The 14,937-nt window shown below is 72.1% G+C and carries 13 protein-coding genes; 10 read left to right on the top strand and 3 right to left on the bottom strand.

Going from position 1 to position 14,937, the window contains the following annotated elements:
- The first annotated feature begins 24 nt into the window (after positions 1 to 24).
- The 6 genes from ACIP94_RS13065 to ACIP94_RS13040 all read left to right on the top strand — a co-directional run bounded on the left by ACIP94_RS13065 (position 25) and on the right by ACIP94_RS13040 (position 7,166).
- The gene (locus ACIP94_RS13065) at positions 25 to 342 is read left to right on the top strand and encodes a nucleotide pyrophosphohydrolase (RefSeq protein WP_402424273.1); all 318 of its coding nucleotides are present in this window, start codon (positions 25 to 27) and stop codon (positions 340 to 342) included.
- 234 nt (positions 343 to 576) lie between these two features.
- Positions 577 to 1,053 (top strand): DUF6099 family protein, encoded by a 477-nt coding sequence (locus tag ACIP94_RS13060; RefSeq protein ID WP_402424270.1) that lies wholly within the window; start codon positions 577 to 579, stop codon positions 1,051 to 1,053.
- A gap of 123 nt (positions 1,054 to 1,176) precedes the next feature.
- Positions 1,177 to 2,100, top strand: a complete 924-nt coding sequence (locus ACIP94_RS13055; protein ID WP_402423780.1) for an LLM class F420-dependent oxidoreductase — start codon at positions 1,177 to 1,179, stop codon at positions 2,098 to 2,100.
- Between the two features lie 137 nt (positions 2,101 to 2,237).
- Positions 2,238 to 3,698 carry a 3' terminal RNA ribose 2'-O-methyltransferase Hen1 gene (locus ACIP94_RS13050; RefSeq protein WP_402423777.1) on the top strand — a complete coding sequence of 487 codons (1,461 nt, stop codon included), beginning with the start codon at positions 2,238 to 2,240 and terminating at the stop codon, positions 3,696 to 3,698.
- Positions 3,695 to 6,274, top strand: a complete 2,580-nt coding sequence (locus ACIP94_RS13045; protein ID WP_402423774.1) for a polynucleotide kinase-phosphatase — start codon at positions 3,695 to 3,697, stop codon at positions 6,272 to 6,274. The genes ACIP94_RS13050 and ACIP94_RS13045 overlap by 4 nt, the downstream gene beginning before the upstream one ends.
- 61 nt (positions 6,275 to 6,335) lie before the next feature.
- Positions 6,336 to 7,166 (top strand): M55 family metallopeptidase, encoded by an 831-nt coding sequence (locus tag ACIP94_RS13040; protein WP_402423771.1) that lies wholly within the window; start codon positions 6,336 to 6,338, stop codon positions 7,164 to 7,166.
- A gap of 79 nt (positions 7,167 to 7,245) precedes the next feature.
- Here the strand turns inward: ACIP94_RS13040 and ACIP94_RS13035 are convergent, their stop codons facing one another.
- Together ACIP94_RS13035 and ACIP94_RS13030 are read right to left on the bottom strand one after the other, a co-directional pair.
- Positions 7,246 to 8,145, bottom strand: a complete 900-nt coding sequence (locus ACIP94_RS13035; RefSeq protein ID WP_402423768.1) for a hypothetical protein — start codon at positions 8,143 to 8,145, stop codon at positions 7,246 to 7,248.
- Positions 8,142 to 9,218 carry an SPFH domain-containing protein gene (locus ACIP94_RS13030; protein ID WP_402423765.1) on the bottom strand — a complete coding sequence of 359 codons (1,077 nt, stop codon included), beginning with the start codon at positions 9,216 to 9,218 and terminating at the stop codon, positions 8,142 to 8,144. Before ACIP94_RS13030 ends, ACIP94_RS13035 begins: the two co-directional genes overlap by 4 nt.
- A gap of 170 nt (positions 9,219 to 9,388) precedes the next feature.
- On the opposite strand from ACIP94_RS13030, the gene ACIP94_RS13025 reads away from it, so the two are divergent.
- The 3 genes from ACIP94_RS13025 (at position 9,389) to ACIP94_RS13015 (ending at position 13,367) form a co-directional block, all read left to right on the top strand.
- On the top strand, positions 9,389 to 10,612 hold the full coding sequence (locus ACIP94_RS13025; RefSeq protein ID WP_402423763.1) for an arginine deiminase: 1,224 nt from the start codon (positions 9,389 to 9,391) through the stop codon (positions 10,610 to 10,612).
- A gap of 110 nt (positions 10,613 to 10,722) precedes the next feature.
- Entirely contained in the window at positions 10,723 to 11,730 is a 1,008-nt protein-coding gene (gene argF, locus ACIP94_RS13020) for an ornithine carbamoyltransferase (RefSeq protein ID WP_402423760.1), read from the top strand.
- Positions 11,731 to 11,891: 161 nt separating this feature from the next.
- The gene (locus ACIP94_RS13015; RefSeq protein WP_402423757.1) at positions 11,892 to 13,367 is read left to right on the top strand and encodes an amino acid permease; all 1,476 of its coding nucleotides are present in this window, start codon (positions 11,892 to 11,894) and stop codon (positions 13,365 to 13,367) included.
- Here ACIP94_RS13015 and ACIP94_RS13010 read toward each other — a convergent pair.
- A complete protein-coding gene (locus tag ACIP94_RS13010) occupies positions 13,327 to 13,776 on the bottom strand; it encodes an ATP-binding protein (protein ID WP_402423754.1) in 450 nt (149 codons plus the stop codon). The two genes, ACIP94_RS13015 and ACIP94_RS13010, sit on opposite strands and share 41 nt — an antisense overlap.
- Before the next feature lie 333 nt (positions 13,777 to 14,109).
- Between ACIP94_RS13010 and ACIP94_RS13005 the strand changes: the two genes are divergently transcribed.
- A complete protein-coding gene (locus tag ACIP94_RS13005) occupies positions 14,110 to 14,937 on the top strand; it encodes an enoyl-CoA hydratase family protein (protein WP_402423751.1) in 828 nt (275 codons plus the stop codon).

Raw genomic sequence — 14,937 nt, 5'->3', positions numbered from 1 at the left:
CCGGGACGAGGCGAGGGGCTCGATGTGGCACGGCTGCAGCGGCGCCTCGCCGACTTCGCCGCGGCCCGCGACTGGCAGCCGTACCACACGCCCAAGAACCTGGCGACCGCGCTGAGCGTCGAGGCCTCCGAACTGGTCGAGATCTTCCAGTGGTTGACGCCGGAGGAGTCCGCGCGGGTGATGGACGACCCGGCGACGGCGCATCGGGTGACGGACGAGGTGGCGGATGTGCTCGCGTATCTGCTCCAACTGTGCGAGGTGCTCGGCATCGACGCGCTGGCCGCGCTCGACGCGAAGATCGACCGCAACGAGGAGAGGTTCCCGCTTCCGGGAGACGGCTGACACGAAAACCGCCCCAGCCCCCGGCAGGGTGGGTGACGCCCGGCCCCCCCGCCACCCCGGAGGCCCATCCGGCAGTCACTCTCCGGAGTCACCGAGTTGTCCCCACTCCGCATGTTGTCCACAGATTTCGGTCCAGCTCTGGCTTTTCGTCCCGCGAGCATTCACTCTGGGTAGTGGACAACGGAGTTCGGGCTGGACGTGCGCGAGCGCGTCGGGACAGAGCGGGGGCAGCGCATGGACGCGGTGCGGCTCATCGTGATGAGCAGGCGCGCCCTGTCGGGGAGCGAGGACGGGACGAGGATCATGACGGAGGCGTGGCAGGCCTACGCACTGGCACAGGCGATCGGCAGTCGCCTGGCGGTCTCGGGCCCGCCCGAACTGCGGGGCGAGGCACTGGGGTTGACGGAGCTGGCGGGCAGAGGCTGCGGTGTCCTGGACACACCCTCCATCGACGTGGCGCAGCTGCGAGCGGCTCAGCTCACGGACCTCGGCGACGCCCGCACGGCTCTTCTCGACCTCGGCACCCTCCTCACGGAGCTTGGCATGGCCCTGGTCGCGGTCGCGAGCGCGGCGGACGAGGAGGGCACGTACTGGCAGTGCATGGAGGCCATAGACGCGGCCGACGAGTCGAGGGACCGGGTCAGGGAGATGCTGCGCAGACTGGCGGCCAGGGACGGCGAGATACGGGAGCGGTACAGAACGGCGGGCTGAGCGACACCCCCTCCCCCCCGGCCGGGAGCAGGTCGACGGTCTCACGGATCTCACCCGACCGATTCCGCGGGAGCCGGCGGCAGTGCCGAGGCCGCCGGGCGTTCGAGCGTGCAGGATGGAGGCATGGATCTTCGCGTCTTCACCGAGCCCCAGCAGGGGGCGACCTATGACACCCTCCTCGCCGTCGCCAAGGCCACCGAGGAACTGGCCTTCGACGGGTTCTTCCGTTCGGACCACTATCTGAAGATGGGCGCCGTGGACGGCCTTCCCGGTCCCACCGATGCCTGGATCACCCTCGCCGGCATCGCCCGCGAGACCAAGCGCATCCGCCTCGGCACGCTGATGACCGCCGCCACCTTCCGCCTCCCCGGTGTCCTCGCCATCCAGGTCGCGCAGGTCGACCAGATGTCCGGGGGCCGCGTCGAACTGGGCCTGGGTGCGGGCTGGTTCGAGGAGGAGCACAAGGCCTACGGCATTCCGTTCCCGAAGGACAAGTTCGCCCGTCTCGAGGAGCAGCTGGCGATCGTCACCGGGCTGTGGGCGACCGAGGTCGGCAAGACCTTCAGCTTCCATGGGAAGTACTACGACCTGACCGACTCGCCCGCCCTGCCCAAGCCCGCCCAGCCCAAGGTCCCGGTGCTCATCGGCGGCCACGGCACGACCCGCACCCCGCGGCTGGCCGCTCGGTACGCCGACGAGTTCAACATGCCGTTCGCGTCGATCGAGGACAGCGAGCGTCAGTTCGGCCGGGTCCGTGCGGCCGCCGAGCAGGCCGGACGCGGCGCGGACGCGTTGACGTACTCGAACGCGCTGGTGGCCTGTGTCGGCAAGGACGACCAGGAGGTGGCCCGCCGCGCCGCCGCGATCGGCCGCGAGGTCGAGGAGCTGAAGGCCAACGGCCTGGCGGGCTCCCCGGCCGAGGTCGTCGACAAGATCGGCCGCTATCAGGAGATCGGCTCCCGCCGTATCTACCTCCAGATCCTCGACCTCCACGACCTGGACCACCTGGAGCTGATCTCCTCCCAGGTCCAGTCCCAGCTCCGCTGACCCGAGCGAGCCCCGGGCCCGGTCCGGGGCCCCGCCCCGGACCGGAGGGAGCCCGGCCGGGTCACCGCCCCAGGCCGGCCGGGCGCGCCGTCCGAAAACCGGTGGTCGCCGGCGCCCGGTGCCGGAAGACTCGGTGCATGTTCCTGACGATCAGTACCACCGGCACGTCCGAACGACCGGCGGCCGACCTGGGTTTCCTGCTGCACAAGCACCCCGGAAAGGCGCAGGCGTTCTCCACCTCCTACGGCACCGCGCACGTCCTCTACCCCGAGGCGGACGCCGAGCGCTGCACGGCGGCGCTGCTGCTGGAGGTCGACGCGGTGGCACTGGTCCGGCGCGGCAAGGGCAAGGGCCGTGGCGGTGCTCCCGACGCGGCCCTCGCGCAGTACGTCAACGACCGCCCGTACGCGGCCTCCTCCCTGCTCGCCGTGGCGCTGAGCGGTGTGTTCTCGACCGCGATGCGGGGGGTGTGCACGGCCCTGCCCGAGCGCGCCGCGCAGCCGCTGCCCCTGCGCATCGAGATACCCGCCCTGCCCGCCCGGGGTGGCCCCCATCTCGTACACCGTCTCTTCGCGCCGCTCGGCTGGACGGTCACCGCCGAACCGGTGGCGCTGGACACCGAGTTCCCGCAGTGGGGCGACTCGCGGTATGTGCGCCTGGTGCTGGAGTCGGAGGCGCTGACCCTGGCCGAGGCCCTGCGCCATCTGTATGTCCTGCTCCCGGTCCTCGACGACGCCAAGCACTACTGGGTCTCCGCCGACGAGGTCGACAAGCTGCTGCGGGCGGGCGAGGGCTGGCTGCCCGGTCATCCGGAGCAGGCGCTGATCACCAGCCGTTATCTGTCGCGCCGCTGGTCGCTGACCCGGCAGGCGAGGGAGCGACTGGAGCTGGTGCGGCTCGCGGAGACCGACGACAGCGAGGTCGAGGAGATCGACAACGCGGTCGAGGCGGAGGCCGAGACCGAGGAGAAGCCGACCCCGCTCGCGGTGCTGCGCAGGGAGGCGATCATCGCCGCGCTCCAAGAGTCCGGCGCCGCCCGTGTCCTCGATCTGGGCTGCGGACAGGGCCAGTTGGTGCAGGCGCTCCTGAAGGACGCCCGGTTCACGGAGATCGTGGGCATGGACGTCTCGGTGCGGGCGCTCACCATCGCCGCCCGGCGCCTGAAGCTGGAGCGCATGGGCGAGCGGCAGGCCTCGCGCGTGCGGCTTTTTCAAGGCTCGCTCGCGTACACCGACCGCCGTCTCAAGGGCTATGACGCCGCCGTGCTCAGCGAGGTCGTCGAGCATGTCGACCCGCCGCGGCTGTCCGCCGTGGAGTACGCGGTCTTCGGCGCCGCCCGCCCCCGGACGGTGCTCGTGACGACCCCCAACGTCGAGTACAACGTCCGCTGGGAGAGCCTCCCGGCCGGGCACGTCCGCCGTGGCGACCACCGCTTCGAATGGACCCGCGGGGAGTTCCGCGCGTGGGCGGACGCGGTGGCCGAACGGCATGGCTACGACGTGCGGTTCGTCGCTGTGGGACCCGACGACCCCGAGGTGGGGCCGCCCACCCAGATGGCCGTGTTCACGCTGACCACGAAGGAGGAGAAGGCCGCATGACCGAGACCCACGCCACGGGACGCACCCTGCCCGTGACCGACCTCTCCCTGGTGGTCCTGATCGGCGCGTCCGGCTCGGGCAAGTCCACCTTCGCCCGCCGGCACTTCCGGCCGACCGAGGTCATCTCGTCGGACTTCTGCCGCGGGCTGGTCGCCGACGACGAGAACGACCAGAGCGCGAGCCGGGACGCCTTCGACGTCCTGCACTACATCGCGGGCAAGCGGCTGGCGGCGGGCCGCCGCACGGTGGTCGACGCCACCAGCGTGCAGCAGGAGAGCCGCCGCCGGCTGATCGAGCTGGCCAGGCAGTACGACGTGCTGCCGATCGCGATCGTGCTGGACGTGCCCGAGGAGGTGTGCGCCGAGCGCAACGCGGCCCGTACCGACCGGGCGGACATGCCGCGCCGGGTCATCCAGCGCCACACCCGCGAACTGCGCCGCTCCCTGCGGCACCTGGAGCGCGAGGGCTTCCGCAAGGTGCACATCCTGCGAGGCGTGGCGGAGGTCGAGAACGCGACCGTCGTCACCGAGAGGCGCTTCAACGACCTGACCCATCTCACCGGCCCCTTCGACATCATCGGCGACATCCACGGCTGCGCGTCCGAACTGGAGGCCCTGCTCGCCAAGTTGGGCTACGCCGATGGCACGCACCCCGAGGGCCGCACCGCCGTCTTCGTCGGCGACCTGGTCGACCGCGGCCCGGACAGCCCGGGCGTGCTGCGCCGGGTGATGTCCATGGTGGCGTCCGGCGACGCGCTGTGCGTGCCCGGCAACCACGAGAACAAGTTCGGGCGCCATCTGCGCGGCCGCACGGTCCAGCACACCCACGGACTCGCCGAGACCATCGCGCAGATGGAGGGCGAGAGCGAGGGGTTCAGGCAGCGGGTACGGGAGTTCATCGACGGCCTGGTCAGCCACTACGTCCTCGACGGCGGACGGCTGGTGGTGTGCCACGCCGGGCTGCCGGAGAAGTACCACGGCCGCACCTCGGGCCGGGTCCGCTCGCACGCGCTGTACGGCGACACCACGGGCGAGACGGACGAGTTCGGCCTGCCGGTGCGCTACCCGTGGGCGGAGGACTACCGGGGCCGGGCGGCCGTGGTGTACGGACACACCCCGGTCCCCGAGGCCACATGGCTCAACAACACGATCTGCCTGGATACCGGTGCCGTCTTCGGCGGCAAGCTGACCGCGCTGCGCTGGCCGGAGCGGCAGCTCGTCGACGTACCGGCCGAGCGGGTCTGGTATGAGCCGGCCAGGCCCCTGCGCAGCGAGGCGCCCGGCGGCCACGACGGCCGTCCGCTGGATCTCGCCGACGTCCAGGGCCGCAGGGTCGTGGAGACCCGGCACGCGGGCCGGGTCTCGATCCGCGAGGAGAACGCCGCGGCGGCCCTCGAGGTCATGAGCCGCTTCGCGGTGGACCCGCGGCTGCTGCCCTATCTGCCCCCGACGATGGCACCGACCGCGACCAGCCACGTCGAGGGCTATCTGGAGCACCCGGCCGAGGCCTTCGCGCAGTACCGGGAGGACGGGGTCGCGCGGGTCGTGTGCGAGGAGAAGCACATGGGTTCGCGGGCGGTGGCCCTGGTGTGCCGGGACGCCGGGGCGGCACGGAAGCGCTTCGGCGTCGGGAGTGCCTTCGGCCCGGGCACGGGCGGGAGCGACGACGGTCCCACCGGGTCGCTGTACACCCGCACCGGCCGCCCGTTCTTCGACGACGACGCGGTCACCGAGGAGATCCTCGGCCGGCTGCGCTCGGCGATAGGCGAGGCGGGCCTGTGGCAGGAGCTCCAGACGGACTGGCTGCTGCTCGACGCCGAGCTGATGCCGTGGTCGCTGAAGGCCTCCGGGCTGATGCGCTCGCAGTACGCGGCGGTGGGCGCGGCGTCCGGGGCGGCGTTCCCCGGGGCGCTGGCCGCGCTGGAGGGTGCGGCGCGGCGGGGCGTGGACGTGACGGACCTGCTGGCGCGCCAGCAGGCACGGGCGGCGGACGCGGCGGCGTTCACGGCGGCGTACCGCCGCTACTGCTGGACGACCGAGGGACTGGACGGCGTGCGCCTGGCCCCGTTCCAACTGCTGGCGGTCCAGGGCCGCAGTCTCGCGGCGGTGCCGCACGACGAGCAACTGGCGCTGATCGACCGGCTGGTCGAGCACGACGGAAGCGGGCTGCTGCAGACGACCCGCCGGCTCTACGTCGACACCGGCGACCCGGAGTCGGTGCGCGCCGGGATCGACTGGTGGCTGGAGATGACCGGGCGCGGCGGCGAGGGCATGGTCGTCAAGCCGGTGGATGCCGTGGTGCGCAGTGCGGCCGGCCGTCTGGTGCAGCCGGGCATCAAGTGCCGCGGCCGTGAGTACCTGAGGATCATCTACGGTCCCGAGTACACACGCCCGGAGAACCTCGCCCGGCTGCGCGGCCGGTTCCTGAACCACAAGCGCTCCCTCGCACTGCGCGAGTACGCCCTCGGCCTGGAGGCCCTGGACCGTCTCGCGGAGGGTGAGCCGCTGTGGCGGATCCACGAGGCGGTTTTCGGGGTGCTCGCCCTGGAGTCGGAACCGGTGGACCCCCGGCTGTGACGGAACCGTACTCCTCGGGCGGGGCGTCCTTGCGGACGATCAAGCCCGAGGAGTACGCACTGTGCGGATCTACATCAGCGCCGACATGGAGGGCATCACCGGACTCGTCGACCGTGACGACGTCCAGCCCGGCGGCCGGGACTACGAGCGCGGTCGGCGGATGATGGCGGAGGACGTCAACGCGGCGGTCCGGGGCGCGCTCGCGGCCGGGGCCACCGACGTCCTGGTCAACGACGCCCACGGTCCCATGCGCAATCTGCTGCCCGAGTTCCTGCACCCCGCGGTCCGGCTGGTCCGGGGCAGGCCCAAGCGGATGGGCATGCTCGAAGGGCTCATCGCCGGGCACGACGCCATGGTCTGCGTCGGCTACCACTCCCGGGCCGGCGAACCCGGCGTGCTCAGCCACAGCTTCATGGGGCACGAGATCGAGGACATGTGGCTGGACGGCCGGCCGGTCGGCGAGATCGGACTCGCCCACGCCACCGCGGCGGCGCTGGGCGTCCCCGTCGTGGCGCTCACCGGGGACGACGCGGCGTGCGGGGAGGCCGCCGCCTGGGACGGGTCGATCACCACCGTGGCGGTGAAGTACGCGCGCGACCGGTTCGCGGCCGAGCTGCGCCCGGAGGCGGAGGCCCGGCAGGCGATCGAGGAGGCGGTCACCGCCGCCCTCACCGCACCACGCGATCCGGTTCCTGCGGCACAGGGGCCGTCCGTCCTCACCGTCCGCTGGCAGTCGGCCTCGGTGCCCGCCACGCTGCTCGGCATCCCCGGCGTCACCGCCACCGACAGCCGGACCGTCCGCGCCGAGGGCGAACTGCCCGCGCTCTACCGGCTCTTCGGCGTGTGGATGCGCGTCGCGGCTTCCCTGACCGACCAGCCGCCGTACTGCTGAGGGGTGTCTGCCGGCGGTCCACGGGGCGTCGTATCGCCGATTGCCGATTGCCGATTGCCGATTGCCGATGCGCCCGCCCTCAGCCCACCAGCCGCAACCGCTCCCCGCACACCCCCACCCGCACCGTCTGCCCCCACGTCAGCTCCACCGCGTCGCCCTCCATGCCGTCCCCGAAGGCGATCAGCCGGTCCGACTCCACGGTGACCCGGAGCCGGTCGGAGTGCGTGAGCTCGCCGGCCACCAGGGACGTCCCGGTGGCCGGCGACGGCCAGGCCTCGCGGACGAACCACAGCAGGCGCGGTTCCGCGGCGCCCGGGAGCGGGAGCGCGCTGCCCCGTTCCTGCCACACCGAGCGGAGCCATCCCGTGGCGCCGGTGCCCGTGCCCACCAGCACCCCGGAGGAGGCCTGGGCCTCGACGACACCCCTGTCGCCGTCGAGGCCCAGGCGGTAGCGGGCGGTCTGGTGACCGGCGGCTCCCAGATAGATCTCGTTGAGCGCGACGAGCCGCTGGGTGTCGTCGGCCACGGCCTCGACCATGGTGAGTTCGTCGACCCCGCCGTCGCGGGCGAGGGCGGCCGGCAGCAGGGTGCCCGCGTCCCGCGCCCGGTGCCTGACCAGCACCCCCGGGTTGCGCCCGGGATCCGTGTCGATCCCCACCACCGGCTGGCCCGCGAGGTACTTGGCGACGTTCGCCACCAGGCCGTCCTGCCCGACCACGACCACCACGTCCTCGGGCGCGAACAGGAACCGGTCCAGGTCGCGCCGCTCCACCCGTGCCTGACGCCAGGTCAGCGGCACCGCGGCAGCCACCTCGGCCATCGCCTGACGCGCCCGCCGGTGCCGCTCCGCCACCTCCTCCAGCGACCGCCCCCGGGACGCCAGGAAGAACGCGGCCTGCCCGTGTGTGCCGTGCCGGGCCACCAACTCCTCGTACTCGGTGGCGCGATGGACCAGCACGGCGCGTGGCGCGAGGCTCAAGACCGCTCTCCCGAGGCTCCGCCCAGCCGGGCCAGCAGCCCGGTGAGCACATCCGGCGAGACGGTCACGCTGTCGATGCGCGGCAGGTTCTCGGCCAGCAGGGTCCCCGTCAGCGCGTGCAGCGTCGCGACATCCACGTCCGCGTGCACCCGCAGCCAGGCCGCCTGCGCCCGGGCCCGCGCCTCGCCGATCTCTCGCGCGCCCTCGGCCTCCGCGCGGGCGAGCCGCACGGAGCGGGCCGCCTCCGCCTCGGCGAGCCGCTCGGTGCGCCGCGCCTCGGCGTCGGCCAGCCGTACCGTCCGCGCGGCCTCCGCCTGGGCGCGCACCGCGTCCGCAGCCGCCTGCTCCTCCGCCTCGCGCCGTGCGTTCGTGCCCCGCTGCTCGACCAACTGCTCCTCGCGCCGGGCCAGTTCGATCCGGCTGGCCAGTTCGTTCTCGGCGATGGCGCGTTCCCGCTCGACGGCCACGGCCCGGCGCTCGTACGTGGCCCGGTCCGCGTCCTGCTGGATCCGCTCGCGCGCCGGAGTGCGCAGCGCCCGCTCCACCTCGGGCTCCGGGCGCAGCGCCACCACCCGGACCGCGACCATCTCGATCCCTGTCGCGGGCAGCCGGGGCTCGGCGGCGAGTCCGGCCGCGACGCGCTCCCGTACCGCCGCGACGCCGTCGACGAGCGCCGCCGACAGGGGCGTACGGGCCAGGACGTCCAGGGCGTGCTGCTGGGCCGTCTCCGTCAGCAGCGTGGAGAGCTGTTCCAGCGGCGCCCCCCGCCAGACTCCCGTGTCCGGGTCGATGGAGAAGTCCAGCCGCTCGGCGGCGACGCCCGGGTCGCTGATCCGGTAGGTGACGGTCGCCTGCACCGCGATGTCCTGGAAGTCGGACGTACGGGCGCGGAACGTCATCGCCAGCTCGCGGTCCTCCACGGGGATCTCGGAGAGCGCGGCGGTCAGCGAGCGGTACCAGAAGCTGAGCCCCGGCCCGTCGTGGACCAGGCGGCCCGCCCGGTGGTGCCGGATGTGCGCGGTCGGTGCCCCGCGCAGATGACGCCAGCCGAGGCGTCTGGTGATGTCGGCCATGTGTGCTGGGCCCCCTTGTCCGCGAGCGGATTATCGTCACGGGGACGATAACGAGGGAGGAGTCTTATCGTCAAGCAGACGAAATCGAGGGCTCTGCTCCGCACGGACCAAACCGCCCCGTTCTCGTGGAACGAAGGGTGAACAGGCGCCCGAATGGTCAGGATGGAGGCATGGGATTCCATGTCGACTCCGAGGCCGGGCGACTGCGCCGCGTCATCCTCCACCGGCCGGATCTCGAGCTGAAACGGCTCACGCCGAGCAACAAGGACGCGCTGCTCTTCGACGACGTGCTGTGGGTGCGCCGGGCGCGCGCCGAGCACGACGGTTTCGCCGATGTGCTGCGCGACCGCGGGGTCGAGGTCCATCTCTTCGGTGATCTGCTCACCGAGGTCCTGGAGATCCCGGCGGCCAGGGCCCTCGTCCTGGACCGTGTCTTCGACGAGAAGGAGTACGGGCCGCTCGCCACCGATCATCTGCGCGCCGCCTTCGAGGCCATGCCCGCCGCCGAACTGGGCGAGGCCCTTGTTGGGGGCATGACCAAGCGGGAGTTCCTGGAGGGTCATCCGGAGCCGATGTCCGTGCGGTTCCATGTCATGGATCTCGACGACTTCCTGCTGCGCCCCCTCCCGAATCACCTCTTCACCCGCGACACCTCCGCCTGGATCTACGACGGTGTCTCCATCAACGCCATGCGCTGGCCCGCCCGGCAGCGCGAGACCGTCCACTTCGAGGCGATCTACCGGCACCATCCGCTCTTCCGCGACGAGACCTTCCATGTCTGGTCGGAGGGGCAGGCCGACTATCCCTCCACCATCGAGGGCGGGGACGTGCTGGTCATCGGCAACGGCGCCGTGCTCATCGGCATCAGCGAACGGACCACGCCCCAGGCTGTCGAGATGCTCGCGACCAAGCTCTTCGCCGCGGGCTCGGCGCGGTCCATCGTGGCGCTCGATCTGCCCAAGCGGCGCGCCCTCATGCATCTCGACACCGTGATGAGCATGGTGGACGCGGACACCTTCACCCAGTACGCGGGGCTCGGCATGCTCCGCTCGTACACCATCGAGCCCGGGGGCGGCGACAAGGAACTGAAGGTCACCGATCATCCGCCGGAGCATATGCACCGGGCCATCGCCGCATCGCTGGGGCTGAGCGAGATCCGGGTGCTGACGCCCATGCAGGATGTGCACGCGGCCGAGCGGGAGCAGTGGGACGACGGCTGTAATGTCCTCGCTGTCGAGCCGGGGGTCGTCATCGCCTATGAGCGGAACTCGACCACCAACACTCACCTGCGCAAACAGGGGATCGAAGTGATCGAGATCCCGGGGAGCGAGCTCGGCAGGGGCAGGGGCGGGCCCCGGTGCATGAGCTGTCCGGTGGAGAGGGACGGTATCTGAGGGGCGGGGCGGCCGGGGCGGGCCAGGGTCCGTATAGAAATGTGGAGCATCGTATAGACTTCCATTCGTCCCCTTGTTCGTCCTGCCTTCGCACCCCCTGGAGCGCCCCCATGGCGACAGTCCCGACCGCCCTCGCCGGACGTCACTTCCTCAAGGAGCTGGACTTCACCGCCGAGGAGTTCCGCTTCCTGGTGGAGCTGGCGGCCGAGCTCAAGGCGGCCAAGAAGGCCGGGACCGAGACACGTCATCTGACCGGCAGGAACATCGCCCTGATCTTCGAGAAGACCTCGACCCGCACCCGGTGCGCCTTCGAGGTCGCCGCCGCCGACCAGGGCGCCCACACCACCTATCTGGACCCGGCCGGCTCACAGCTCGGGCACAAGGAGTCGGTCAAGGACACCGCCCGGGTGCTCGGCCGGATGTTCGACGCCATCGAGTACCGGGGACACGGGCAGCACGTGGTCGAGGAACTGGCCACCCACGCCGGGGTCCCCGTCTACAACGGCCTCACCGACGAGTGGCACCCCACCCAGATGCTCGCCGACGTCCTCACCATGACCGAGCACTGCGCCAAGCCGCCGGCCGGCATCGCCTTCGCCTACCTCGGCGACGCGCGCTCCAACATGGGCAACTCCTACCTCGTCACCGGCGCCCTGCTCGGCATGGACATCCGGGTCGTGGCGCCCCGGGCGCTGTGGCCGGACGGCACGGTCGTCGAGGCGGCCGAGCGGCTCGCCGCCGCCTCCGGCGCCCGGATCACGCTCACCGAGGACGTGAAGGACGGCGTGCGCGGCGCCGACTTCGTCGCCACGGACGTATGGGTGTCGATGGGCGAGCCCAAGGAGGTCTGGGACGAGCGCATAGCGCTGCTCGGCCCCTACGCCGTGACCATGGACGTGCTGCGCGCCACCGGGAACGACGACGTGAAGTTCCTGCATTGCCTGCCGGCCTTCCACGACCTCGGCACCGAGGTGGGCCGCGAGATCCACCGGCGGCACGGGCTGACCGAACTGGAGGTCACCGACGAGGTGTTCGAGTCCGCGCACTCCCTCGTCTTCGACGAGGCGGAGAACCGGATGCACACGATCAAGGCCATGCTGGTCGCCACTCTCGCCTGACCGGCGTGCCCGCTGCCACAGCGGAACCCGGCACCCTTCCCGTACGATCCTCGGCGAGCCCGGAACCACCCCTTCCGCGGCTCGTCTCGCGACCTCCCTCAGCGCCCGGCAAGCTCTCGGCTTCGCCCGGGTGGAGGACCACCCCCCGGTCGCCCCGCACCATGGAAAAGAGCACCGCCTTCATGCCCGGCAGCCCCGCCAACCGCTTCCGTATCAAGTCACCCGAGCTGCTCGTCGCCGAGGCCGGCGCCGATCTCGCGGGTCATGGCCTCAAGCGCCATATGGGCCTGTTCCAGCTCGTCTGCTTCGGCGTCGGAGCGATCGTCGGCACCGGCATCTTCGTCGGCCTGTCCGACTCGGTCGCCCAGGCCGGGCCCGCGGTCGTGGTCTCCTTCGTACTCGCCGCCCTCACCTGCGTCTTCACCGCCTTCGCGTTCGCCGAACTGGGCGGGGCCATCCCGGTCTCCGGGTCCTCGTACTCCTTCGCCTACGCGGGCCTCGGCGAGGGCACGGCCTTCCTCGTCGGCTGGTGCCTGCTGCTGGAGTACGGGGTGTCCGTGTCGGCGGTCGCGGTCGGCTGGAGCCAGTATGTGAACGAACTGCTGTCCAGCCTCACCGGATGGGAGCTGCCCGCGGCGCTCTCCGCCGGACCGGGCGACGGCGGGGTGATCAACCTGCCCGCCGTGATCGTCATCGCCCTGGCCTCCGTCCTCCTGGTGCGCGGTGTCCGCGAGAGCGCCCGGGCCACCGCCGCGATGGCGGTCCTCAAGCTCGCCATCCTCGTCGCCTTCTGCGCCATCGGCTTCACCGCCTTCAAGCACGGCAACCTGACCCCGTTCGCGCCCGCCGGGCTCGGTGGCATCGGCGCCGGCACCACGGCGGCGTTCTTCTCGTACATCGGCTTCGACGCGATCACCACCGCCGGCGAGGAGGCCAGGAACCCCCGCCGGAACATCCCCGTCGCGATCCTCGTCTGCATCGGCCTGGTCACCCTGCTGTACTGCGCGGTCGCGCTCGCGGCGGTCGGCGCCATCGGCGGCCCCGGGGTCGGCGGCCGGCCCGCGGCACTGTCGTACGTCGTCAACCAGGTCACCGGCTCGACGGTCGGCGGCGGTGTCATCGCCTTCGGCGCGGTCGTCGCCATCGCCTCGGTCGTGCTCGCGGTGATGTACGGCCAGACCCGCATCCTGATGTCGATGTCCCGCGACGGCCTCGTCCCGCGCGTGTTCGAGCGGGTCTCGCCGAAGACCTCGACCCCGGTCAGCGGCACCCTGATCGTGGCGGTCGTCTTCGCCGTCCCGGCGGCCTTCTCCTCACTGGACGCGGTGGTCAACCTGTGCACCATCGGCACCCTCGCCACCATGGCCGTGGTCAACGTCGCGGTGATCACCCTGCGCCGCCGCGAACCGGGCCTCGCCCGCTCCTTCCGGGTGCCGCTGTACCCCGTGATGCCGCTGCTCGGCGTCGGCTTCTGCCTCTACCTCATGTACGAGACCGGCTGGACGACCTGGGTGCAGTTCGCGGCCTTCCTGGCGGCCGGCTGCCTGGTCTACGCGCTCTACGGCCGTCGCCGCTCCCGGCTCGTGGCCGCACCCGTCACCGCGGACGACGCTGTCGCGGAACCGCAGGCAGTCTGAACCACACCGCCTTGCCGGACGCGGTGGGGCGGTGACCACAGGAGGAGCTGAGGCTGCGGATCAGCAGCAGGCCGCGCCCGTGCTCCTGCCAGGGGTCGGCGTGCGTCACGGCGGCCCGGGTCAGATCGCCCGGCGGCGCCGGGTCCGGATCGTGGACCTCGACCGTGCAGCCGGTCGGCATCAGCTCGACGACCAGCTCGATCGGCCCCTCGCCCGCCGCGTGCTCCACGGCGTTCGCCACCAGCTCCGCGGTCAGCAGTTCCGCGGTGTCGCTGTCGGCCGTGTGCTCCAGCCCCGCCAGGGCCGTACGGACCAGTGCGCGGGCGACCGGCACCGCCGCGGCGGTGTGCGGCAGCGCGACGCGCCAGGAGGCGGGTGCGGGGGGTTCGTACACGGCGGGTCCGTTCATGGCGCAGGCGGTCCTGCTTTCGACACGAGGCATGCATGGTACGGCGCGCCCCGTGCGGGGCGGTCGGCGGGGGCGCCGGGGGCCCCGCGCGCCCCGGGGCGGGGCCGGCCCCGGGACCCCCGCAGGACGCCCGCCCCCCCCCCTCGGGTGCCCGTCGTACCAGGCTGCCGACGAGGCGTGACGAGCCGCGGGCGGCTGTCACACGGCGCCGCACGGCACACATCCCCCCGTTCGGGGTATCGCGCACTCGTGACGACAGTCACGGATCAGTGATAACTTCATCACAGAGCAGCAGTGCGGACAGCCGCCCCCCTACCGAGGAGGCCGCACGTCATGAGTCCCTTCACCGGCTCCGCCGCCCACACCTCCGAGTGGCGTCACCTCAGGTGCGCCCAGGCCGACGGGGTCGCCACGGTCACCCTGGCCCGCCCCGAGAAACTCAACGCACTCACCTTCGGCGCCTACGCCGACCTGCGCGACCTGCTCGCCCAGCTGTCCCGGGAGAGATCCGTACGGGCCCTGGTGCTGGCCGGCGAGGGACGCGGCTTCTGCTCCGGCGGCGACGTCGACGAGATCATCGGCGCCACCCTCTCCATGGACACCGCCCAGCTTCTCGACTTCAACCGCATGACCGGGCAGGTCGTCCGGGCCGTCCGGGAGTGCCCGTTCCCGGTGATCGCCGCCGTGCACGGGGTCGCCGCGGGCGCGGGCGCGGTGCTGGCGCTGGCCGCGGACTTCCGGGTGGCGGACCCCTCCGCCCGCTTCGCGTTCCTCTTCACCCGGGTGGGGCTGTCCGGCGGCGACATGGGCGCCGCCTATCTGCTGCCCAGGGTCGTCGGGCTCGGCCACGCCACCCGGCTGCTCATGCTCGGAGAGCCGGTGCGGGCACCCGAGGCCGAGCGGATCGGGCTGATCAGCGAGCTGACCGAGGAGGGCCACGCAGACGAGGCGGCCCAAGCGCTGGCCCGCCGTCTCGCCGACGGCCCGGCACTGGCGTACGCGCAGACGAAGGCGCTGCTCACCGCCGAGCTGGACATGCCGCTCGCCGCGTCCGTCGAACTGGACGCCTCGACCCAGGCACTGCTGATGAACGGCGAGGACTACGCCGAGTTCCACGCCGCCTTCACCGAGAAGCGGCCCCCGAAATGGCAGGGGAGGTAG

The organism is Streptomyces sp. NPDC093261, from assembly GCF_044753645.1.
Taxonomy (GTDB): domain Bacteria; phylum Actinomycetota; class Actinomycetes; order Streptomycetales; family Streptomycetaceae; genus Streptomyces.
This window is presented reverse-complemented; position numbering and strand designations above follow the sequence as displayed.

Coding starts and splice junctions, on each gene's coding strand:
- ACIP94_RS13015 (WP_402423757.1), top strand. CDS start 11,892: ATGGAAAAGAGCACCGCCTTCATGCCCGGCAGCCCCGCCAACCGCTTC.
- ACIP94_RS13025 (WP_402423763.1), top strand. CDS start 9,389: ATGGGATTCCATGTCGACTCCGAGGCCGGGCGACTGCGCCGCGTCATC.
- ACIP94_RS13055 (WP_402423780.1), top strand. CDS start 1,177: ATGGATCTTCGCGTCTTCACCGAGCCCCAGCAGGGGGCGACCTATGAC.
- ACIP94_RS13005 (WP_402423751.1), top strand. CDS start 14,110: ATGAGTCCCTTCACCGGCTCCGCCGCCCACACCTCCGAGTGGCGTCAC.
- ACIP94_RS13010 (WP_402423754.1), bottom strand. CDS start 13,776: ATGAACGGACCCGCCGTGTACGAACCCCCCGCACCCGCCTCCTGGCGC.
- ACIP94_RS13060 (WP_402424270.1), top strand. CDS start 577: ATGGACGCGGTGCGGCTCATCGTGATGAGCAGGCGCGCCCTGTCGGGG.
- argF (WP_402423760.1), top strand. CDS start 10,723: ATGGCGACAGTCCCGACCGCCCTCGCCGGACGTCACTTCCTCAAGGAG.
- ACIP94_RS13045 (WP_402423774.1), top strand. CDS start 3,695: ATGACCGAGACCCACGCCACGGGACGCACCCTGCCCGTGACCGACCTC.
- ACIP94_RS13050 (WP_402423777.1), top strand. CDS start 2,238: ATGTTCCTGACGATCAGTACCACCGGCACGTCCGAACGACCGGCGGCC.
- ACIP94_RS13030 (WP_402423765.1), bottom strand. CDS start 9,218: ATGGCCGACATCACCAGACGCCTCGGCTGGCGTCATCTGCGCGGGGCA.